Raw genomic sequence first — 24453 nt, 5'->3', positions numbered from 1 at the left:
AGGGTTAACAATGATTGCAGTTATAGGAGCAGGAGCAATGGGTGGGATGCTCGCAGCAAGATTGAAACAGGCTGGTCATGAGGTCACTCTGGTGGATGTATCTGAAGCGCTTGTTAATCAAATAAATGAGTATGGACTTGTTGTCTCGACGAAAGATGGTAATGCTGAAACGATTCATGTTCCCGCAACTAGCAACCTGTCTGATGTCGGAATCGTCGACACCGTGTTCTTCTTTGTCAAGGCGCAGCACACCGTTTCCGCGGCGGAGTTGGCATTGCCATTAGTCGGAGAGGATACCACGATCGTCAGTCTGCAAAACGGATGGGGCAATGCGGATACTCTGTCCGAGCAGTATCAAGCAGATCGTATCGTTGTCGGCATTACTTATCACAGCGCGACTGTCATCGGCTTGGGTCATGTCGCGCATACAGGAATGGGGGCGACATTCGTTGGGCCATATGTAGACGGAGCAAGCCTGGCACGAGCGGAGCGCATAGGCTTATTATTGAACGATGCAGGCATTCAGGCCCAGGTCACCTCATTTGTTAAAACCGAAGTGTGGAAAAAACTTATTTTAAACGCAGCCACATTGCCGACCTCTGCTTTGACTGGCTTATGTGCCGGAGACCAAGGTGAGTCAGGTAAGTTGCTCGAACTTGTCGATGACCTAGCCAAGGAAGCGACGGCCGTTGCGCGTGCGTTAGGTTACGACATCGACGCTGACGAGCGCGTGACCCGCATACATACCATTTTAAGCGGGGCGGGAAAAGGGAAATCATCCATGCTGCAGGATGCAGAGGCGCGCCGAAAAACGGAAATTGAAGTGATTAATGGTGCTGTAGTCAGAGCTGCGGAGCGCACAAACGTGGCTGTTCCGCTCAATACGGCGATGGTCGCACTCATCTCTGGTTTGGAGAAGGGGTGGAGAGGATGACGACTACAATTCGTTTCTTGGGTATGGCCGGGTATGAAATTATTAGCGACAAGCACCGGATTCTGATCGATCCATTTCTCTCCGGAAGCCCGCATGCGCCTATACACCACGAGGAACTGGAGCGACCGGATGTCATTCTCATAACTCACGCAGCTTATGATCATTATGGCGACGCGGCTGCGATTGCTGCGCGTACCGGCGCACCAATCGTTTGCGGCAATGACGTTAAACTCATGCTTATGGACGAAGGCATTCCGTCAACGCAAATCCATCCGACGATATGGGGAATTGTTGTCGAGGTCGGCGGCGTCATCGTGCGACCGGTTGAAAGCCACCATTGGTCTCATGCGAGGCTGAAGGACGGTCAATACATTTCTGGCGTTCCGATGGGCTATATTGTTGAGCCTGAGCCAGGCGTCCGTATTTACCATTGCGGTGATACGGCAATTTTCGGTGATATGAAGCTTATTTCGCAATTGTACGATCCGACAATTGGTCTGATGGGCTGCGCCAATTCTCAAGACTTGCTCGCTCGTGCGAATTTTGCTGGACGTTTGCTGACTGGTGAAATGTCTCCGCGTGAAGCCGCGTTGGCTTCGGAATTTCTTGGATTGAAAATTGCTGTTGCCTCCCACTATCTTGATTTGTCTAACCCGACAGAACGTGGCGAGGTCGAACAGTTTCTTGCGGCAGTTCCGGAGTTCGATACGACCGGTAAACGTCAAGCGTTCTACATGGAAGTCGGTGAAACTATTGCCGTTGAAGGTGAGTCTGTCCGAAGGGGGATTAAGGTATGAGACTCATTACTTGCGAAACAAAGGGACGCGAATGTGTCGCAGTTGAGATTGATGGGGGAGTTGTTCCAACTACATACTTGGATATGAAGCATTTAATCCAAGACGGTAAAGAAGGGCTAGACAGAATACGCAGGGAAGCGGAGATAGGTGCATTGGTTAGCGATTATCGCCTACTCGCTCCGATAAAAGGGAGTTCCAAAATACTCTGTGGAGGTATTAACTATCTCAATCATAAGGAAGAAAACCCTAGGGCTGTCTTTCCGAAGCGCCCTTCCGTGTTCGGCAAGCTGCCATCATCCGTGTCGGGACCGGGCGATCCCATCGTGCTGCCGTACGAAGAGTGCCAAGCGGACTATGAGGTTGAGCTGGCCTTCATAATTGGAAAGCAGGCAAGGGGAGTAAAAAAAGCAGAAGCACTCAGCTATGTATTCGGCTATACCGTCGTTAACGATGTCAGCGGACGTGAAATGCAATTCAGCCTGCAGCACGAGACGCTGGGCAAAGGTATTGACACTTTCTTTCCTATGGGACCTGCAATTGTTACATCTGATGAATTAATCGATCCGTCCAATCTCAATATCCGCAGCTATGTGAATGGCGAGTTACGACAGAATGCAAGTACGTCCATGATGCTGTTTGACATTCCGACCTTAATTGAAGCCATTTCAGCCTTCACGACGCTTGAGCCGGGGGATGTGATTTCAACTGGAACTCCTGCCGGCGTCGGCACCTTCCGTAATCCACCTGCGTATCTTGTTCCCGGTGATACTGTCGTCGTCGAAGTAGAAGGAATTGGCAAGCTCGAAAACCAGGTGATCGCGGGATGGTAATAAACAAAAACCAAATCTGCAATTTTCGTTATGGTTCTCCGGATTCGCTGCCGGAGCGCTGCGTATTGCGCTCCGGTCCGCTTACTGCTATCCTCGAGGATGGCAGGTTGTGGTATATACTGAACGTGCTCAATTAGAATGAGTTATGGAAATATTAGAAAAAAGTCCAGAGGTACATTCCTCGGGGCTTTTTTTGTATCTTGATTAGTTACTGAACGCAAAATAGACTAAAGGCTGTCTCACGAATCGGAGCGATCAGCAACAACACTGTATCGCAGAACTACTATACCGGCACTGATGATGCATGCGGCATACTCGTAATTTCGTGACCTACAATAATCTGGATCCGAACAAATCGGAGACAAGTAACAAATGTAATACTCCAAAGTTACATTTTCGACAATGAGCGTTTCACCAACGCGAGATCGGATTAAAAATGACAATATTGGTAACAAGTTTGGTAGAGCGGCAGACTGCATTTCATTATGATAAAGACGGTCCCAGACTCGCGCCGAAGCCAGTCATCGCGGTTCAGAAGCTCCCTGCCGTATCTCCTCTTAATAATTAATTCGCCTCTAATAAGCACTCAGTTTCTCTCTAGCCGATCGTCGTCAACAGACTGACAGGGATATCCTGCGTTTTAGGAAAATTGAAAGCGCTCTTAATGACAATGAGATTTGAAAGCGCTTTTAATAGCAACTCGCTTCATCTAGTTTTGTGCATGCGGATGTAGTACGAGAGGAGGGGATATTGGAATGGAATGAGCGAAGGCTGCAGACATTGAGCTCAAAGTTATGGAAGCGATCATTTATTCGTAAACAGGAGGGATATTATGTTAAAGAAATCAATCAGTAAGCTGTTGATTGCTTGTACTTTTGCCGTTTCCTTGTTTGCCTTTACAACTTCAGTCGGCGCTGTTAGCCCGACAACACCATATAGTTCATGGGTAAACCCAGATCTAACTGCTTCAACGGCAACGATTCAGGGGGCAGAATACGAGTTGTATCATGATCAGGATACATTTGCAAAAATAGCGAGAGACCTCCCGATAATGAAAAACGACTACAACATTAATACGCTGAATTTATACAATCTGGAGACCCTCGATATAAACGAAAAGAATGCGTTATTCAATCAAATGTCACTGTTGGGAATGAAAAGTGTCCCAAGAATTGAATGGATTGGGGACGTGAATAGCTTTAGGTTTGATCAAGCTCACGCGGATGCTGTAGTTTCCTATTATGATTCAATGCTTCAGTATCTTGTAGCTAAGAGCTCGCAGGTTGTCTATTTTGCCGTAAATATTCCGAATGATAACAGTATAATTGCCGGAAACTACGGCGGGTTTAACTCGCAAGCATGGAAGAATGGTCAGAAGGATTATGCGGGATACCTGTATCTAGCGTTGACAAACAGGCTTAACCAATTAGGGTACGCCAATCCTAAATTATTCATTAGTATTCACTACGGCTGGGATAATTCATGGGATGTCCCTGTATATGATTCGTCCAAAGCGGATGGCTACTTCTTACAGACCTATTCCTATCCCCTGTATAAAGATTGTCTCCCTGGAAGCTCATGCTGGCAAAGCCGATATGGAGCTCCATCGACGAATCGAATCATTAATGTGGATGGCTCAACAGATTCAATTGCTCCTGCAGGTGCTCCTAAGAACGGCTTAAAAGAAACGCTTGGAAAGTTCATGGGCCAATATCAAAACCAAAACAAGCCTTTAGTCGTTGAGTTTGGCTTCCATACGCAGTGGTTTAACAACAATACGCCTACTGACCAAACGGCAGGATTGCAATACGATATCGCCGCTAAGAACACGGCCCTTACGGCAGCATACAATTACTTTAAATCATACTCACCTAATATGATAAAAGGTGCAATGTATTTTGGATGGAACCTTGTTAAGGATGAAGGAAATCCATCAGCAGCTATGGATTGGAGTCTGCAGTATCCCTACTCGGGATTTCTTGAAGCTGAAAATCCAATAACGACATCAACAAATGCCATAACTTTTAACGATGCCAGCACTGGGATAAATGGCGTTGCTTTAAGTGCTTTAGGGAAATATGCTGTTTTTTTTAACTCAAGGAAAGATACTATTCTAGCTATAACCTATTCCAATGGTGCAGCTGCGGATGCGAAATTGCATCTCTATATCAACGGCGGTACAAATGGAATACCCGTAACTTTTCCAACAACCGGAGCTTGGACAGGGCCAGGCCACTACTCAACAATTTATTTAGGCAATCTTAATATACCTTGGGGAGCTAGCATTAAATTACAATTTGATAATGGGGATCAGCCTGTAAATATTGATAAAATTTTTATAGGTACGTAATCAAGGTCAAGAAAAAGTTTCGTCACGGAATAGCATTTATTAAAGTGAGCGCCCCTATAGGATGGGTTAGTTCAAGGGTATATTTTACCCTGACCATCATGGAGGCGCTCTTCTTATTTCAAGTTTAAACTGCGGGACATGTAAGAATTGACATCCTCGTGACCGTAGATCATGATGTATAAACAACAATGGACATAGATGGGGAGCAGATCGTACAGATGAAATTGAACTTCTCTTCGAAAAAACAAGTAATCTTGATCATGATGATTTTTATTGTACCGCTTGTCTTGCTGTTGATTCTTTATAATTTCTATGTGATTCAAGTCTTGAATAACAAAATCGAACAAACGAATCGAAACTCCATATTGCTCTACCAGGACGCGTTCGAAAAAAATTTAAGAAATGCCGATTTATTTATGTCCAATTTAGTATCTAACGATATCAGTTTCATGAAATTGTTCATTACGCAAGATCCGATTGATCTGCAGTATTATGCACAAGACATTATGAACAAATATCAAGGCTATTTTGACACGAATGAAATGGTTGGGGGCATGTTCGTGTATTCTAAATCGAACCAGCTCTTTTATAAAACGTATAGTCAAAACTATGTGCATAACATACGCCAGGGAGCCGAAAGCTATTTGAAAACCATTCTCCAAACAAAAGAGAATTATCGGTCATGGGGATGGTTTGTACATGAGATTGACGGTCGCTATTATTTGTTTCGGTTACTGGGGACACGGGATACGTATACGATCTGCATGATCGATTTCGCTAACGTAATCGTGCCTCAAAGCTTCAGCCAGAACCAAGGAGGCGGTTTTTTTGCTTTCGCCAATCAGGAGGGCGAACCGCTGACTTCAATTGATGAAATCAAGGCCAAGGGAATTTTGATTCGTTCTCATAGCGACTCTCATTATATTTCCGGCAGTTCCCATAAGTTTTTTGTCGTTCAGAACTATTCGGCGTCGACCCAGTTGAACTATATTTATATTATGCCTTACCGTGGACTTTTGTTTTATTTGGATGCGGTGCAGATTGCTTTTCTGGTTGGTTCCGTTTTTATCTTGCTGTTGATGCTTATCTCGTTCCAGTTATTGGAGCGCTCTTATTTCAAACCTCTTAAGCGAATGATGGCCACGATGAGGCAGATCAAGAACGGACATCTGAACGCCACGATGAACACGACTTCTGGGGTCATCGAGTTTAGGCAAATGAGCAGCACCTTTAATCAAATGATGGCGGAAATCAAAGATTTGAAAATCGAGAGCTATGAGAATGAGATGAAAAAGCAGCAGGCAGAGCTGCAGTTCTTGCAAATCCAGATCAAACCGCATTTCTACTTGAATGTGCTTAAAAACTTGTTCGGCATTGCGGAACAGAAGAAATATGATCAAATTCAGGAGATGATCCTCCTGCTATCACGGCATTTAAGATACATGTTCCATGAGAACGACTCGCTGGTGTCGCTGCAAGATGAAATAACCAATGTGCGAAATTATATGCAGTTGCAGCAAATGAGCGCTTCTCGCGAATTGATCTGCAAAGTGTATGTGGACGAGCGGTTGAAGGAGTTTCGGATCCCGCCGATTTCGATTCTAACATTCATTGAAAATGCCATAAAACATGCCGTTCCGATTCATAACCAGCTGATCATTTCGATTAAAGCCAGCTTGCTTGAAAATGAAGACGGTCATTTTGTGAATATTTCAATTATTGATAATGGGACTGGATTCTCGGACGCAACGCTGTCTTCGTTGAACAATAAATCTCCCAATGCGTCAAAGGAGAATGTCGGGATTATGAATGTGATACGAAGATTCAACGTAATCTATCAAAACCAGTGCACTTTTCTATTCAGTACTTCGAATGGTGCTTGCATTGATATTTTTATACAATTTCATATGGATAACACGACAGGGAGAGTTTTCAAGTGAACGTACTCATCGTTGATGATCAGACACAAGTGGTGAACGGATTGATATTCGGAATCGATTGGACGAAAATCGGAGTGAATGAAGTACTGAAAGCGTATAATGCGTTCGAAGCGCGCGAAATTATTAACAGCTACTCGATCGACCTTTTATTATGTGATATTGAAATGCCGGCCGAGAGCGGTTTGGATTTATACCAGTGGATTAAGGAACAGAACATCGATATCGAGTGTATTTTTCTGACTGCTCATGCGGACTTTACTTATGCAAAGATGGCGATGCAGTTGGGAGGGTTCGATTATATCCTTCAGCCTGCCAAATATGAAACGATTGAACTTACGATTATGAATGCGATTCAGAAGATCACCTTGAAAAAAGAAACAAAAAAGTACTACGCTTACGGCAAACTCCTCCAGCAAAACACAGAAATCCTGCTTGATAATCTGGTCAAGGATTGGATCATTCGCAAAAATAAAGATTCCTCGCGATTCATCGAGGTTTTAAGTCAAATTCACGTTTCCCTGGATTCGAGTGACCACATTTACCTCGTGATGTTGGACGTCTTCCATGTGAAAGAAACGATGAAATCGTGGTCCAACGGGTTGTTGAAATTTTCAATCGGCAATATTGTCAAGGAACTGTTCGCGCGATACGGCCAGAACGTATTGGTTGCCCAAGTCGACGATCAAAAACTCGTATTTATCATTTATGCAATGAATCGTCGACTCATCGATCCGGAAGGTGTTACGCGTCAGCTAAACCGATTGATTGAGGTATACCAATCCTATTACGGGTGCGATATCGCCTGTTATACCGGCGATAAAATAGTCGTTGCCGAAGCGCCCGATCTAGCAGCACAGCTACGGGAGATGATGCAAAATAACGTTTCCTTAACGAGCAAAGTATTTCAGTTGAAAGATCGAACCGATCAACAGACCGTAACCAATCCAATTCCGAATATGAAAATTTGGAGCAAATTGCTTGAACAGGGCGACTCGGAGGTCGTGCGCGATCAGGCGTGCGAATTGCTAGATCACCTTGCAATGCAGGGTAAAATCGATGCCGAGTTTTTGAAACGGTTTTATCAGCAGTTTATCCAAATGCTTTATACAACGGCGGAGATTGTGGATGTTCCGATCCACCGAATACTCCAAGAGGAAGATCGTCTAGAGAAATGGTTAAGTTCATATACGAACGTGGACAACATGAAAGAACTGATCGCATACGCCTCGCAATGTTTCAAGTCGTTTCCAGGATCTGAAGATGAAATGAAAAATCAAGTGGACATCATCCTTCAATATATCCGCGATCACATCGATCAAGATATTCGGCGAACGGATATTGCCCGGGAGGTGTACCTGAATCCGAACTACGTTTCACGTTTGTTTAAGTCTGAAACGGGCATCTCTTTAAAGGAATTTATTATTATGGAGAAAATGAAATTGGCGCAAGCATTATTGAAATCAACTAAGCTTCCGATCAGTATCGTTGCCATGAAGGTCGGATATACGAATTTCTCGCACTTTTCGCAGGTGTACAAGAAGACCTGGAATGTCACGCCCGCCGAGGAGCGCCAATAACGGGATAATGACAATGAATGCCCTCCGAATGCCAGCTAGCATTTGAGAGGGTATTCGCTTTTTTCGCAAAAGTAACAATTTTTATAATAGAACGATACATTTTCGACAATTATCGGTTTTATTGGTTCGAGATCGGATTAAAAGTGATAATGTCCGTCACAAGTTTGGTAGAGCGGCAACCTGCTTTTCATTAAGATGAATATGAGCTCAAAAATCGAGGGGAGTCTATAAGAAATGAAAATGAGACGGATGTTAACTTTAATGTCGGCAATTGCTTTATCGGCCGGATTGCTGACCGCCTGCGGCGCCAATTCGAATGTCAACGACGGAATGAAAGCGAGCGGAAGCACGAATGCAAGCGCAAACACAAGCGCAAACACAAGCAAGGAGAAGCCGTACACAATCGATATCATGATGGTAGGTGACGCCAAAACGGAGGATACGGAAAAAGTATCGGAAGCCGTCAGTGCAATTACAGAAAAACTGATAAATGCAGATGTCAACATTACAAGAGTCGGCTTTGGATCGTTCCAAAAACAAGCAAACCTGGCGCTTACCTCCGGCGAAAAAATGGATCTCTTCTTAACCTTCGCTCTGGATATCAGCACACTCGCGAATAACGGCGAGATTATGCCGATGACAAAATTTCTGGAGAGCCATGGCCAAGATATTATGAATGACTTGAGCGAAGGGGACCGGCGTGCGGTGTCGGTTAACAATGAAATCTACTCGATCCCTACCGCAAAAGAAAAAGCAACGAATTACGGTTATATAATGCTGAAAGATGTTGCCGATGAAATCGGCCTGACGCCTGAAGCGGTTACGAATTACGATCAGCTTGAAGCATTCTTGGTCAAAGCGAAGAATCTTCATCCTGACATGTATCCGATCGGGGTTGATTTCACGAACGTTTACCGTCCGAATTCGGAAGACAATTTGGGTACGGGCGCAGGCGTTATCGACGCCTTGGGAACTAGTACGAAAGTCGTCAATCAGATCGAAATGACCGGCTATAAAGACTTCGTGAACCATATGTATAAATGGTCCCAAGCAGGATTGACCTTGCCTGATGCAGCCAACAATTCCGAAAGCGAAGTGAGCTTGTTCAAAGCCGGAAAAATCATGGGCAGTTTCAGAGGACTTAACCCGGGTAACACGGACGATCTTGCGAAACAATCGGGCAAACAATTCGTAGTCATCCCTCTGAACAAACCGTTCTCCGTAACTGGTCATGTTTCGGGATTGGGTTATGCGTTGGCGAGCGGCAGCAAAAATCCTGAAAAAGCAATCGAGTTTTTGAACCTTACGCATACGAATAAAGAGATTTCGAACTTGCTCACGAACGGAATCGAAGGTCAACATTACGTGTTCTTAGATAAAGATAAAGGCATTATTGATTACCCGCAAGGTATCGATTCTAGCACCACGGGTTATAGCTCATTGCCTTGGGCCGCTCCAGATGCTGCGATCACCTATCTCTGGAAAGGCGAACCTGAGGATAAATGGCAAGTTTTGCAGGACTATAACAGCTCGGCGCATCAATCTCCAGGGAAAGGCTTCCGTTTCGACCCGACAAGTGTAGCAAACGAAATTACGATGGTTAGCAACGTGGACGCAAAATACGCTTTGGCGCTCGAAACGGGCATTCTCAATCCGGAGACGACACTTCCTAAATACATGGATGAGCTGAAGGCGGCCGGCGTCGATAAAATTATCGCTGAGAAGCAAAAGCAGCTTGATGCATGGCTGGCACAACAAAACAAATAATCGGTATCGATTTCTTCAGGTCAGAGAGGATTGAGGACACAATGAATCGGGAAACAAATTCAATGCCGCTATTTCTAAAAAAAAAAGAATCACTAAATTCATAAATTTCCTTCCGCTATACTTAATGCTCATTCCGGGATGTATTTATATCATCATTAATAACTACATCCCGATGGGCGGTCTTCTGATCGCTTTCAAAAAGATAAACTATCGGGTAGGGATCTGGAACAGCCCTTGGGTCGGGTTCGAAAATTTCGAATTCTTGTTTAAAACAAATGTGGCTTGGACGATTACCCGAAATACAATCCTGTACAACATGGCTTTTATTTTGATTGGAACTATTTTCGCAGTTGGCGTTGCCATGCTGCTCAATCAAATTCGAAGTAACTCGGCGAGGAAGACCTACCAAACGGCGATTCTGCTGCCTAATTTGATCTCGATCGTCGTCGTCAGCTATCTTGTGTATGCTTTTTTAAGTTCGGATGCTGGTTTTATTAACAATAGTATTTTAAAGCCTCTAAAGATGAAACCGATCTCTTGGTATGCGGCTTCTGCATATTGGCCGTATATTCTCGTTATCGTTAGCGTTTGGAAATCTTTCGGGTATAGCTGCATTATTTATTACGCGACGATTGTCGGCATCGATAGGTCTTATTACGAGGCCGCGGTAATCGACGGGGCAAATCGTTGGAAACAAATGTTGCATATCACGCTTCCGGGATTGAAGTCGGTCATCGTGATTTTGACGCTTTTGAGTATCAGCAGAATCTTCTACTCCGATTTTGGATTATTTTACCAAGTGCCGTTGAATAGTGGGGCTTTAATCGATGTAACCAACACCATCGACACGTATGTATTCCGAGGATTAGTTCAATTGAACAATGTAGGTATGGCATCTGCAGCCGGATTCTACCAATCGATTGTCGGATTCTTCCTCGTCCTGATCGCGAATTTTGCGGTCAAGAAAATAGACGAAGACAGCGCCTTGTTTTAACGGATTGGAGTGAAACCATATGATTGAGACTAAAAACGGGTTTCGAGTTATCGCGCATGTCGTAATGATTTTACTGGCGCTATTTTGCTTGCTGCCTTTTGTACTGCTTATCGCCTCTTCCATTACGGATGAATCGGCGCTCATCCGAAACGGATATTCTTTTCTACCGGCGGCATTTGATTTTTCAGCCTATCGATTTCTTTTAATGGATTCGAACTCGATCGTTAGAGCCTATGAAATCACTGTGCTCATAACGGCAATCGGTACAGCAGCGAATATTGGATTGACCACTTTAATGGCCTATCCGTTATCTAGAAAAGAACTGCCGGGCAGAAACGTTGTCGCCTTCTTTATTTTCTTTACCTTGTTATTCAGCGGGGGGTTAGTGCCTTCGTACATCATGTGGACGCAATATTTCCATATTAAAAATACGCTGTCGGCACTTGTCGTTCCCGGCTTGCTGCTTAACGGGTTTAATGTAATTCTGATGCGAACCTACTTCACGACAACGATCCCTTCTGAGGTCGTAGAAGCCGCGAAAATCGACGGGGGAAGCGAGTACAACATTTTAATGAAAGTTGTCCTTCCATTGTCGTTGCCAATTATGGCCACTTTGGGCGTTCTTGTGGGTTTGTCCTATTGGAACGATTGGTTAAACGGACTCTATTACGTAACGGATGACCGTTTGTTTAGCATTCAGTTCCTATTGAATAAAATGCTATTGGACGTTCAATTTTTGACAAGCAGCGCTTCAGCCGGCCTTAGCAGCGACTTGTCTGCAAGATTGCCTTCCACCGCGATTAAAATGGCCGTAGCGGTGCTGGGCGTGCTGCCAATCATGGCAATCTATCCGTTCTTTCAAAAATTTTTCGTCAAAGGCGTTACTGTAGGCGCTGTCAAAGGATAAGAAAGTTTCAGGAACAACGGGGGATGTGGTTGATAATGCCGCATCCCCTTTTTTAAATCCGACTCATGCTGATGCAAATCAAGGAGGCATTTTTTGAATGCAAAGACAAATATCAATCTTGATTCTATCACTAAGCATCATGCTTTCTCCTCTAGCAAGCGCAATAGGGGCATCTTCTACCGCATACGCCGATCCGATCGACACGGGAACCGTGACACCATATGAGGCGCCGTTCGTCGATTTGTACGACAATCCGGATGGAGCGCTAACTGGAAGCACTTATATTTTTAACCCCAATGCCAATTTTTATGAAAGAATCGCTTTCGATTTTAAGCGGATGAGAGAACGCGATCATGTGAATGCCGTTGGCTTCTATGATATTGTGCATATGACCGATGGGGATCGTAATAGTCTGTTCGACGAGCTCGAAAAAAATCGCCAAAAGGCCGTCATCCGTATCGAAAATTATGACGCAGGCACCTTCGATTGGGATTTCAACGACCCGACCCATCATGATGCGATCAACGTGATCAACCAGTATAATACGGACGATGCGGCGCACGGATACACGGCACTGCTGCATTATTTGGTCGCTAACGACCGGTTGAAAGACGTCGCTTATTTCGCGGTGAATATGCCGGTTGACGATGGCACGGTTGCGAACCATTTCAAGAACGATACCTACGCAGACGGCAGAGCAAACCCGGATTGGTCCACGAGCCAAGTCGCGTACGTGGATGATTTGATCAGCCGCTTGAGGGGTATTGTCGGCTCAGCTAAATTATACCTTAGTGTTTTCTATGGCTGGGACTTCGTTTACAATACGCCGTCTTATGCCAATATCGCGCATAAAGCCGATGGATACTTCCTTAATAATTACAGCTATCCAAGCGGCAGTCCTCCGGATGAAAGCGCTTTACCATCCGAACTGATTAATCAGCCGAGGCTGCAGCAGGGGATGGACCGCTTCATGGCGCAGTATCCCGACGACCTCAAAATCATCGAGTACGGGTTCCATACGAATGAGTTCAACAAAGGAAAGCCGAATAATCAAACTGCAGGTCTGGTGAAGACCCTAGCGGCGAAAAAACTGGCGACGAAAGCTACGACCGCTTTCTATCAGAACGGTTCATCGAATGGGAAACTGTTCAATGTAAGAGGGACGCTATACTTCGCCCAGAACCTGTACAAAGAAGAAGGCAGTCCGCTGACGGTCAGCGACTGGTCGCTTAATTATCCGTATACCGGAGATATGGAAGCCGAGGATCCGCTATCGGCGATTCAGCTCATGAACGGCGATGTTGTCGATGCCGTCTATGCAGACGACAGTACGGCTTCAGGCGGCCGGTACGTCGACCTTGACTCGGAAGGCAAGGCAGTTGAATTTTTCGACACAAACGCGGGATCGATTCTGAAAATGAGGTACGCCGCGAGCAGCCCTGCCACCTTGAGTCTTTATGTGAACGGCACTTTCCGGCAAAAAATCAATTTCCCTGCTTCCGCAACTTGGACGGATACATACGCTCATATCGCGGTACCGCTTCTTGGCTCTATTGAGCTGAAACGGGATTCCGGCGACGGGGAAATCTACTTGGACACGCTGCGAGTGCTTGCCCACGACGAAGCGGAAATCAGCACGCTGACGGACGGCGTTCCATATATCGACACTGATGCTTCGGGCGGCCAAGGGATTACGTTGTCCCCATCTGAAGGAAGCTACTTGGCATATAGCGCCGGCGAGGTGTCGCCAGGTACACAATTGTTGATTCGTTACACGTCAGAAGCCGATACCGAGCTTGGCCTATATGTGAACGGCAAACGAGTCCGGACTGTAAGTCTGGAAGCAACCGGCGCAATGACGGGCAGCGATGCCTACGTCTCGGCGATGGTGCCGGTCTCTATTCCCCACAATGCCGTTCTGCAGCTCAAACGGGATTCGGCGGAATCAGGCGATGTAAATATCGACTATATTCAGATAAGCGGCCAATATGAAGCGGAGTTTGCCTCCGGGTTGTACAACGGCGCCCATGGACAAACAAATATGGCCGCTTCAGGCAATGGCACGGCAACGGATCTGGATGTAGTCGGGGCGTCTGCCGTCTTTAATGGCATGCAAGAAGGGAAGCAGCTCAAAATTCGCTATTCGAGCACGCAGAACGACAGCATGACCGTGTACATCAACGGAGATGGGACTCGTTTGAATTTGCCTAGCACCGGTAGCGAAAGCCAGTTTAAGGAGGCATTTATCAATCGTCCGATACCAAGCGACGCAACGGTCGTCATTCAGCGAAACGACGATAACAGTGCGGCAGGCTTGCAGTTGGACGCCATCTCCAGCTTGAACTGGTACGAAGCGGAATCCGGCGCTCTTGCCGGGGGGACAGTCTTGAACAGTGACCCGGATGCCTCGAACGGCGAACAGACGGTTCTTAGCGGTACGGCCGATTCGGTTTCCTTCGATAACGTCGCGGAGGGAAGCCAGCTGCAGCTGAGATATGCCGCAGCGAGCGACGCGCAGCTGTGCTTACTCGTAAACGATCGATGGATCGCGAACGTTGACTTGCCTTCCACGGGTGCGGCAACGGGCAGCTACTTGACGACAACAGTGAATGCGGACATTCCGGCGAACGCAGCCGTCAAGTTCCAACTCCGTCAAGGAAGCAATCCGGTAAGCCTGGACTCGATCTCGGTGATTTTGAACAACGAGGCTGAAACGGCGAATTTGATTCAAGGTACGGCTCTATACGCCGATGCTGCCGCTTCCGGAGGAATGGGCGCAGACGTGCAGCATGACGGAGATGGCATCTCGTTCGCGAATCTCAAAGCAGGTAACAAGCTGCTGGTAAGATACGCGGCCGACGGAGACGGCAAGCTTGCCTTATATGTCAATGACGTGAAGAAACAAGACGTCGTATTTCCGTTCATCGGCACTTGGAAGGGCCAATACAACATCCGGACGATTGATGCGGACATCCCATCCGGCGCAACCGTCAAACTCGTGTACGAGAACGGTGGGGGACGGGTTCGAATCGACAATGTGAACGTAACCGGCGTTACCGAAGCGGAACATTTCGCTGACAAATCGGCGGACGTACAGCTTCAGCTCGACGAGGACGCTTCAAGCGGGGCCGGAATGACCGGATTTGGCGCGGACGGCAGCTATATCGCTTTCCTGAACAAGAACGGAGCAAGCTCGCTGTCTGTACGGTATAAAGCCGCTGCGGACTTCGAATTTACCGTTTACGCCAAATACAGGGATAACGTGGACGACGCCTCGATTTACAAAACCGACACGCTTGGCGTGCTGAAGCTGCCTGCGACAGGCAATGTTTATCGTATGGCTGTTCTGAATGCGTATATTCGAGACGGCATGCAGATTATTTTGAAGAAAGAGACTCAGAATGCGGTTGATGCTTCACTCGTCGTGGATGACATCGGATTCTCCGATAAGATGGAGGCGGAATCGGCGATTCTGAGCGGAGGAGCAACAGCGCACGATGAAGGTCCTGGATCGTCCGCCTCCAATCAGATGCAGGTCATCGGGACCGACGTGCAAGGCGCATCCGTCACTTTCGAGCATGTCAAAGCCGCTAACCGGCTGATTATCGGCTACACTGGCGAGAATACCGGCACGACAAGCCAATTTAGCTTATACCTTGCAAAACCCGGTCAAGACTTTGTTTTCTCGCAGAAAGTAACGTTTGATCCAACGGGCAGCTGGAGCGGGCCTTTCGCAGAGCGTACCCTTGACGTCGACATCCCTTACGGGTCGAGCATCAAGCTTCAGAACGACGGAAACGGAGATACGCCCGTTCACTTCGATTACATCAAGCTGACAGGCGTCTATGAAGCGGAGAACGGGAACTTCTACGGAAATGCGAGAACCTGGTACAATGCGGTGACAGATCCGAACGGCCCCTCAGGAAATTATTGGGCATGGGCCTTCGCCGATATCGGGGATGGTGTAGAGATTCCTCAAGTTCGCGGCGGAAACGTGATAAAGGTTCGTTACTCCGAAGGTGAAAAGCCAGGGACGGACGGCCAACTCGGGCTATTCTTGAACGGCAATCTCCTTCAAGATGTAGTGATGCCTTATACGGGCTCATGGGGCAATTACAGAATCGCAGAAGCGGATGTTTCCGTAGCGGACGGGTCCGTTTTAAAGCTTCAGAATACGAAACAGGCGGACCATACGGCACCAATCGACGAGATCGAGGTTCGGGACAAGCAGCGCGAAGCGGAGAACGCGAACCGGTATGGCGCGGCGCAAATTACTGCGGACGCGCAAGCCGTTTATGGTTATTCCGTGAATGCGTTGGGCACAGATGGCGCCTCCGTTGAATTCCCCGGCATGAACGCCGGCAGCAAGCTTGCGATCCTTTATGCTGGCGCAAATGACGGCACGTTGAGCTTGTATGTCAATAACATGAAGAAAAAGACGATCGAATTCCCGCCAACGTCGGGCAGCGACTATGGAACGTTGACGATCGACGCGGTAATCCCGCAAGGCGCAACCGTGAAGCTCCAGCATGACGGTGACGATACGTTCGCCGATTCGTCGGCCATCGATTCAATTGAAGCTGAAGGTTCGTATGCTGCCAACCGGCATTACGAGGCGGAGAATGGTGTACTGAACGGAAATGCAGCTGCCGTTACTGGCAACGGGCTCTCGGATGGATGGAAGGTCAGTTTGGCGGACGAGGGTGATTCCGTGCAGTTCCCGGAAGTTTCGGGCGGCAATGCCATTCTTCTTCGGTATGCCGCAGCGAACGGCGGAACGCTGAATCTGGATGTGAATGGCTTACTCCTGCAATCCATTCCGCTCGCATCAACGGAACCGGGAGCGTTTGCTACCCAAGAAGTGAAATTGCATGTCCCGAAAGGCGCAAGCTTAACGTTCTCGAAATCGAGAGGCACCGGTGCAATCGAGCTGGACGCCATCCAAATTTCCGATCGTTACGAAGCGGAATATGCGAAGATGAACGGCCAGTCGGATGACGGCTATTCGCCAATTGCCGTGGATGACGCGGCTGCTTCGAACGGCAAAGCGGCTGCCAGATTATGGGCTCCGCCTAATGGAACGGGATCTTTCGAGTTCCCGGCGGTCAAAGATGGCACACAGTTGACAATCGCTTATGCGAACGGTGATACCAACACGCGGAAATTGACATTGTACGTGAATGATATCAAAGTGCAGGACGTCGAATTCCCGGCCTATGAAGGCGGCGGTTGGGACGGGAAATACAACGTGATTTCCGTACCGGTTCGCCTTCATGAGGGCGATATCGTCAAGCTGCAGAAGGATGCCGGCGACAGCGAAGTCAATCTCGACTATATTCAGGTCGACGGCGATTACGAGGCGGAAGACGCAGCATTGTTCGGCAGCGCTTATGTATCGACGGATGTTAGCGGCAATACCGCGAATGCCTCGAGAGGGCTTGCAGTCTCTAGCATCAATACAGCGGGCTCCGGCATTGAATTCGTCAATGTCATTGCGGGCAATAGCGTTCGTATTCGCTACGCAAGCCAAGATACCGGCACGCTCTACATGTATGTGAACGACGGCTCTAAGAAGAAGGTTGTTTTCCCGAGCACGGGAAGCTTTACGGGCACCTATAACGAGATATCCGTCTCGGCGGACGTTCATGCCGGCGATTCCGTAAAGTTCGTGTTCGAACAGAACCCTGGAGAAATGCCGGTCAGTCTGGACCGAATCGCGATTGAAACAAACGATGATCAAGCGCCTATCAACGGTATGACCGTAACAAGCACCTCCGCAGGCATATCCTTGCTGGTTAAATACGCAAGCAGCGTTGCGGGGCAAATGAGCTTATACGTAAACGGCACATTTAGCCAAAAGATCATTTTCCCTAATACGAATGGCCAAGATGGTGTTGTTGAGGTCAAAACTCAAATTCCGGCCGGCGCGGAAGTGAAGCTTCAAGATGACGGGGCTCCGGATGTCGCGGTCAATCTCGTCGACATGACCGTCTCCGACAAATACGAAGCGGAATATGCGAATCTATTCGGACAGGATGCGGAAGGGCATCAGACATCCGCTTTCAATGACAGTCCTGCGGCTTCGAACGGCGAAGCGGTTCATTTCATCTGGGGAGACGGCAGTTATTTGGAGTTTCCTGGCGTCATTGCGGGCAACAAGCTGATCGTCGGCTATTCCAGCGGCGAGGATGGTCGCCACTTAAGCTTCTACGTCAACGGCACGAAAGCGGCGGACATTCCATTCGTGAACACGGGCGGTTGGACAGGGCAGTATAAAGAGGCCACGGTTCACGTGGATATTCCGACGGGAGCTACGGTCAGAATTCAAAGGGATTCGGGCGATTCGGACGTCATCATCGACTATATCAAAATAACGGGCGGTGAAGGCAGCACCACAGATCCTGTGGATACGGAAAGGCCGACTGCGCCGCAAGATTTGACTATCTCCGGCAAGTCGGCTCGTACGGTGAACTTATCGTGGACAGCATCCACGGATAATGTTGGTGTCATGTCCTACGACATCTATCAGGATGCCGTGAAGATCGGGTCCGTTCAAGGAACGAGCTTTAACGCAAGAGGACTTGCACCGAGCACGTCGTATCATTTTGCGGTAATGGCCAACGATGCGGCGGGCAACATCTCGGAGGCCGCCACGGCAGAAATCGCGACGAATGCCGTGGAGACCGGCTCCGACGTTCGTTATGAAGCGGAAGAGTCCGTATTGTTCGGCGTCGACGGTGACGGTCACCGCACCTCGGCATTCGAGGATGGATCGGCTTCGAACGGCGAAGCGGTTCATTTCATCTGGGGAGACGGCAGTTATTTGGAGTTCCCGAGCGTGATCGCGGGCAACAAGCTGATCGTCGGCTATTCCAGCGGCGAGGATGGTCGCCACTTAAGCTTCTACGTCAACGGCACGAAAGCGGTCGACATTCCGTTCGTGAACACGGGCGGTTGGACAGGGCAGTATAAAGAGGTCACGGTTTCCGTAGATATTCCGGCCGGAGCTACAGTCAGAATTCAAAGGGATCCGGGCGATTCGGACGTCGTCATCGACTATATCAAAGTAACGGGCGGCAAAGGTGGCATCATTATGGATACGGAAAAGCCGACTGCGCCGGTCATTCATCTCTCGGGTAAAACAACGACATCTGTCATGCTGTCGTGGACAGCTTCGACGGACAACGTGGCCGTTACTGGATACGATGTTTATCTAGGAAACACGAAAGTGGGCTCCACGGCCGATACTCAGTATACAGTTACACAATTGCATGCTAATACGTCATACAACTTTACGGTGACCGCGAAGGATGCGGCAGGGAATGTTTCCAATCCAAGCCAAATCTTAACGGTGAGCACCAAGGAGACGGTTTCTAACCCGCCGCAGACCAATCCGCCTGCGGATCAACAGCCGCCTGCGGTTCCGATGCCAACGGACGGAAACATCGTAGTGAAGCCTTTGGGAACCGACGGGAAGGCCAAGGTTGAGGTCGTTGCTTCCACGATTACGGCGGCATTCGATCAAGTGACTGCCGACGCTGAGGGAGTCAAGACGATTCGGATGGACATCCAGGCATTGGAAGGCAGCTCGGAATACATGCTCCAATTGCCGATTGAGCCTTTCGCCGGAGGAGATGCCGAACTGCCGAATAGGCTGGACAAACGGATCGAAGTGACTACGCCGATTGGCACCATCGTCATTCCGAATAATATGTTTACTTCGAACGAACTTAAGAATCATCAATCGCTTCAATTCAGCATAAGGTCTGCCGATCTCACCGGTCTGGACGCCGCAACTGCAAGCTTGCTTAAAGGCAAGCCCGTTATCGAATTACACGCCGCAATCGACGGCAATGACGTGGCATGGAATAACGCGAACGCGCCTGTACAAGTTCGGTTGGCTTACAGTCCGAACGCAGAGGAAAGGAACAATCCAGAACAGATCGTTGTCTGGTATATTGACAAGGAAGGCGGTATTCACCCGATTACGAATGGCAGATATGATACGGCAACAGGGGAAGTTACTTTTAAGACAACTCATTTCAGCGAATTTGCTGTCGCCTACCATCCCGTAGCGTTCCGTGATACGGGTAAATACACATGGGCGAACCTGCAAATCCAAACGATGGCAGCGAAAGGGATCCTCTCGGGTAAGTCCGATCAAGAATTCAGTCCGAATAAGGAAATTTCGCGGGCAGGGTTTTTGGATGGCTTGATCAAGGCTCTCGATCTCTCGGTTGCATTTGATTCCAATTTTGCAGATGTATCCGTCGACAATCCGTATTATCATTCGCTTGGCATCGCAAGGAAGCTCGGCATTGCGCGGGGCACTTGCAGCGGCTCGTTTATACCTAATGCCTCGATTACAAGAGAAGAAATGGCCGTGTTGGTCATTCGGGCGATGACTGCGGCACAGCGGACATTCTCGGCAGGATCAGTAGCCGAGTTAACCACATTCAAAGATGCCGCCCGTATTTCCAAGTATGCAGAGGCTGATATGGCCTCGTTGGTCAAATCTGGAATTATTATCGGTAGTGGCGGTGGCCTGCTTGATCCGAAAGGCAAGGTCACAAGAGCGCAAACCGCGGTCTTGCTGTACAAAATCTACATGAACTCGTAACTTGAATAGAATTTCGGAGAAATTGGGGCGATGCAATTCATTTTGCATCGCCCTTATTATAGAAGAACTACACGCCGCGAAAGGACTAAAGCAAAGGGGAGTCAAAGCTACCTAAATCCGGTTGCCTTTAGCAAAGGCATTGGGGCAATGGTATCGCTTGAGGCTTGGTTCCGTTATCTGGACAGCAAGGAATACGAGAACACGACATCGAATAGAAAAATATGTTGGTCACCTCTTGTCTATATCCAGTGTGCCAGTCAAAGGTCAATCTTAGACAATCAACCTTTTTGGTTTGAACGACCAGACTTAAATGTAAAATGGTTCTGCTAATTTATTATGGGGAGAGAGAAGAGTGGCTGATACCAGAGAAAATTTTTATCGACATATGGGAGTTTATGGGGTTTGTGTATCTGATAATAGTATTTTAGTCATTCGGAAAATCTTAGGTCCCTACACAGGGAAATATGATTTACCTGGTGGTCGGCTAGAAAAGATGGAATCCTTGGAGCAAGGAATTACAAGGGAACTCCGAGAAGAAACGGGATATACAATTCAAAAACTTGAAAATATAGGTATCTGTGATTTTTCTGTGGTGTGGACACCACAAGAAAATAGGGTCGAAAATTTACATCATATTGCAATTTTGTATAAAATAGATGTCTCTTTAGAAGAGATAACTAATACCGTTGAATCCTTTGAAGGGCAAGATTCAAACGGAGCTATATGGTTGGCTCTTAATGAAGTAACAACTAACAATTCATCGCCCCTCGTTTTGCAGGCGATTGAATGGATACGTTCTGGAACTATTCCTATCGTGAGTGGTTCTTTTGATTATAGAATTTAATAACCGCCTTTATTTGTAACAGATCCGCATTGAAAGTGAACCTCTTCCAAAAGTTCGCACCTCGAGGACATTACAGAATGTCGAAGAATACGAACTCTATCTCGAAGTTGATGGCGACGAGGAAACCGAGTTGATTCCAGACGATGGTCCGGTTGTAGTCCTGGTTGATGACATGACGTTCTTCGTGAAACACCTCGTCAATCCAGACGTTCGCATTACAATTGACGCTGTTGAGTATACCTCACTTAAGCATGTGATGAAAGGCCGGGAACTGAAGCAACTTGCTCAGATTCCTCCAGAATTCGCTTTATACTTAATTCAAAGTTCGCGCAGCGACATTCAAATCGCTGACGAACAAAAAATGTACCTAATTACGGACGAGCAGTTCGTTTCAATGAAAAGCAACATTAATAACGGTAATTTGGTTATTAATGCAGCGACAGTACTCCCATCGCGCGAAGTAAGCTATCTAGAAGCTCAAGGTTATCAGTACGAACTGCAGCGTAACCCAATGAATCAGAATGAGTTGTTCCTGATTATTAAAAATTTCGACTTAGGCGAGAAATATGTGCCTAATGATGTGACTTTAATGGTGAAGATCCCTGCAGGTTTCCCTACAGCTGAAATGGATATGTTCTGGGTTCAGCCAGCTGTTCAAAAGAAGGACGGCCAGCAGCCGGCTGCCGTGTGCGATGAACAATATCTGGGTACCACTTGGCAGCGCTTTTCACGTCACAGAGATGGTGGAAGCTGGAATCCGCTTATGGGCGGACTTCGAACACATTTCACCTTTGTCGCGGAGGCATTGCTTAAAGGTGAGTAATGTATCCGAACTACCAGCAGGGTAAGAAGGAGGCTCCTCGAGGAGCCTCTAACCATTTTAATGTAGGAGATCCCAATGAAATATACGATGACGTTTATGGAACGTGAATTTGAACGGCTGGTTTGCTGTCTTTTCGGTGATGACTCCGTGGAGCAAGCAGCAATCGTTTTCTGTAAAAAGTCTATCACCGATTCTGAGACACGCCTGTTGGTGAAAGAAATACAGCATATTTTGCCAACTGAAGTGCTTGAACAAACTGCATTAAATATCCGGGTCCCCGTCTCCGTTTATTCAGAAGCATTTCAGAAAGCAGCTAGGGGAGGGTACTGTTTCTTTTGGATACATACCCATCCTGGGGGCTATCTTGAATATTCTGACGTGGATAATATAGAAGAACCACACATGTTCAAACCCGCCTATGTTCGAGCTCCTGGACAAGTTCATGGTAGTTTGCTCATGAACACTCCAACTAGCATGACAGGTCGTGTTTGGTTACAGGATGGTCGTGGTGGCGTATCTGCAGAGATGCTCGATATCATCCGAGTTATAGGTAGTCAATATCGCTTCTTTTTCCCAACCGGACGACCAGATCTCGATTTATCCGCTTTCGACCGTAATGTTCGTGCCTTCGGGAGTGACATGCAGAAGCTCCTTCAAAATCTTCACATCGGAGTCGTTGGCGCTAGCGGGACGGGATCGCCTATGATTGAACAATTAGCACGACTTGGGGTAGGGACAATTAGCATTTATGATGATGATACATTATCCGAAACAAATCTGACCTCCAGTCGATACTCCCGTAGTAAGAGGTGGTCGATCTGATCCATGAGCTCCCGGAACTTGCGGGAGAAAACGCCGATTTCATCCTGGCTGTTTATTGGGATGCGGATCTGCGGATTACCGGCTTGCATGACCTGTATGGAACGGTTCAGCTGTTTGATGGGCTTGGTGATCCGGTAAGAAATGTAAATCGTGGCCGCAGCGGAAATAATCAAAAAACAACCGAATATAAGGCCATGGATTAGGCTCATCTGATTGGCGAAGAGATAGAGATGACTGTAGGGAATCCGTTTCACGATCGTCCAGTTCACGTAGGGCGTCTTGAGCTTCTCGTACAGGATGATGCCGTCGAACGAACCGGAATGCGATCTGTATTGGCCGTGGGGCATCGTCGTTCCTGATGCTTGGATTGCCCAGTTCTCCTGAAGTTTGTCGCCTATCCGACGCTCATCCGAGCTATAGACGACCTGATCCTGCCCATCCAATATCCACAATTCTTCGGAGCCGCCGTATAGCATTTCGCCAACGGAGCGAATGAAATCGAGCGTGATATCGATGGAGAGGAAGCCGATTTGCTTCTCGGAAGACAAATCAAGGATTGGACGATGCAGGGAAACGACCGTTTTCGGAGCGTAATAGGGGAATTTTATCCTTTCGTCAATGCCATAGGTATGGCTGGTATGGGAAGCTTCCATAGAGCCCGAAGGTTTCCGGTCAGCCGAATTGCCGAATGGCGATCGAACGTTCGTCTCGCTGCGAATGAGATCGTTGACTAACAAATAGGTGCGCTTGTCCTTATCCACATTCAGACGGATCTGGTAGATGTCCGGATTCGTCTTCGCCATGCTGCGTAAAGTTTTATTCATTTCACTTTCTTTCATGTACCGATCATTGCCGATTGTTACGCCGTCCCTAATGATTTTGAACAAAGTGAATGTTTGATTTGACAGGTTTTCATAATAGACCGAAAGGGACAGCTGCTTAAACAGCTCGAGGTAATTGTGCAGGTTCGTCTTCCCTTGATAGAGAAGCTTGGAATTCTCCTCAATCGCGTGATCCGATATGGATGAGGTCGAAATCCGGCAGGCCATGTACATTGAAATGGAAATAGGCAGGATCGTGGCGGCCAATAAGAATAAAATCATTTTTTTGCGAATGCTGGATTTCAATGCGCCCTCCCCTTTCAAATCGATCTGCCGTTGTAAACGATACTCAGATGATGAGTTTCCTCGCCTGTTGCCAACACCTAAGTATAGTAGCCATACACTATGATTATCGGTATAAAATATT

General features: G+C 47.4%; 14 protein-coding genes. 13 read left to right on the top strand and 1 reads right to left on the bottom strand.

Annotated elements, in window-relative coordinates:
- Positions 1 to 10: 10 nt before the first annotated feature.
- From BLW29_RS07160 to BLW29_RS07100, 13 genes are all read left to right on the top strand, one after another.
- Positions 11 to 934: a ketopantoate reductase family protein gene (locus BLW29_RS07160; protein WP_090977706.1), complete on the top strand. Its 924-nt coding sequence runs from the start codon at positions 11 to 13 to the stop codon at positions 932 to 934.
- Positions 931 to 1731: an MBL fold metallo-hydrolase gene (locus BLW29_RS07155; RefSeq protein WP_090977704.1), complete on the top strand. Its 801-nt coding sequence runs from the start codon at positions 931 to 933 to the stop codon at positions 1729 to 1731. The genes BLW29_RS07160 and BLW29_RS07155 overlap by 4 nt, the downstream gene beginning before the upstream one ends.
- The gene (locus BLW29_RS07150) at positions 1728 to 2561 is read left to right on the top strand and encodes a fumarylacetoacetate hydrolase family protein (RefSeq protein WP_218147092.1); all 834 of its coding nucleotides are present in this window, start codon (positions 1728 to 1730) and stop codon (positions 2559 to 2561) included. The genes BLW29_RS07155 and BLW29_RS07150 overlap by 4 nt, the downstream gene beginning before the upstream one ends.
- Before the next feature lie 832 nt (positions 2562 to 3393).
- On the top strand, positions 3394 to 4911 hold the full coding sequence (locus tag BLW29_RS07145) for a hypothetical protein (protein ID WP_090977702.1): 1518 nt from the start codon (positions 3394 to 3396) through the stop codon (positions 4909 to 4911).
- A gap of 218 nt (positions 4912 to 5129) precedes the next feature.
- Positions 5130 to 6851, top strand: coding sequence for a sensor histidine kinase (locus BLW29_RS07140; RefSeq protein ID WP_177186515.1), 1722 nt, complete (start codon positions 5130 to 5132; stop codon positions 6849 to 6851).
- Positions 6848 to 8428 (top strand): response regulator transcription factor, encoded by a 1581-nt coding sequence (locus BLW29_RS07135; RefSeq protein WP_090977698.1) that lies wholly within the window; start codon positions 6848 to 6850, stop codon positions 8426 to 8428. Before BLW29_RS07140 ends, BLW29_RS07135 begins: the two co-directional genes overlap by 4 nt.
- A 234-nt stretch (positions 8429 to 8662) precedes the next feature.
- A complete protein-coding gene (locus tag BLW29_RS07130; protein ID WP_090977696.1) occupies positions 8663 to 10195 on the top strand; it encodes an ABC transporter substrate-binding protein in 1533 nt (510 codons plus the stop codon).
- Between the two features lie 262 nt (positions 10196 to 10457).
- The gene (locus BLW29_RS07125; RefSeq protein ID WP_371264685.1) at positions 10458 to 11189 is read left to right on the top strand and encodes an ABC transporter permease subunit; all 732 of its coding nucleotides are present in this window, start codon (positions 10458 to 10460) and stop codon (positions 11187 to 11189) included.
- Positions 11190 to 11208: 19 nt separating this feature from the next.
- Positions 11209 to 12096, top strand: a complete 888-nt coding sequence (locus BLW29_RS07120; RefSeq protein ID WP_090977692.1) for a carbohydrate ABC transporter permease — start codon at positions 11209 to 11211, stop codon at positions 12094 to 12096.
- 97 nt (positions 12097 to 12193) lie between these two features.
- Positions 12194 to 20716, top strand: coding sequence for an S-layer homology domain-containing protein (locus tag BLW29_RS07115; protein ID WP_090977690.1), 8523 nt, complete (start codon positions 12194 to 12196; stop codon positions 20714 to 20716).
- A 352-nt stretch (positions 20717 to 21068) separates the two neighbouring features.
- A complete protein-coding gene (locus BLW29_RS07110; RefSeq protein ID WP_256208423.1) occupies positions 21069 to 21560 on the top strand; it encodes an NUDIX hydrolase in 492 nt (163 codons plus the stop codon).
- Positions 21561 to 21690: 130 nt separating this feature from the next.
- The gene (locus tag BLW29_RS07105; protein WP_090977688.1) at positions 21691 to 22383 is read left to right on the top strand and encodes an E2/UBC family protein; all 693 of its coding nucleotides are present in this window, start codon (positions 21691 to 21693) and stop codon (positions 22381 to 22383) included.
- Between the two features lie 75 nt (positions 22384 to 22458).
- Positions 22459 to 23205 carry a ThiF family adenylyltransferase gene (locus BLW29_RS07100; RefSeq protein ID WP_090977686.1) on the top strand — a complete coding sequence of 249 codons (747 nt, stop codon included), beginning with the start codon at positions 22459 to 22461 and terminating at the stop codon, positions 23203 to 23205.
- Here the strand turns inward: BLW29_RS07100 and BLW29_RS07095 are convergent.
- Positions 23130 to 24332 carry a sensor histidine kinase gene (locus BLW29_RS07095; RefSeq protein ID WP_090977684.1) on the bottom strand — a complete coding sequence of 401 codons (1203 nt, stop codon included), beginning with the start codon at positions 24330 to 24332 and terminating at the stop codon, positions 23130 to 23132. The genes BLW29_RS07100 and BLW29_RS07095 overlap by 76 nt on opposite strands.
- Positions 24333 to 24453 lie beyond the last annotated feature (121 nt).

The organism is Paenibacillus sp. CF384 (assembly GCF_900106745.1).
Taxonomy (GTDB): domain Bacteria; phylum Bacillota; class Bacilli; order Paenibacillales; family Paenibacillaceae; genus Paenibacillus_Z.
The sequence above is the reverse complement of the archived record's forward strand: the minus strand, read 5'-3'. Positions and strand labels throughout refer to the sequence as shown.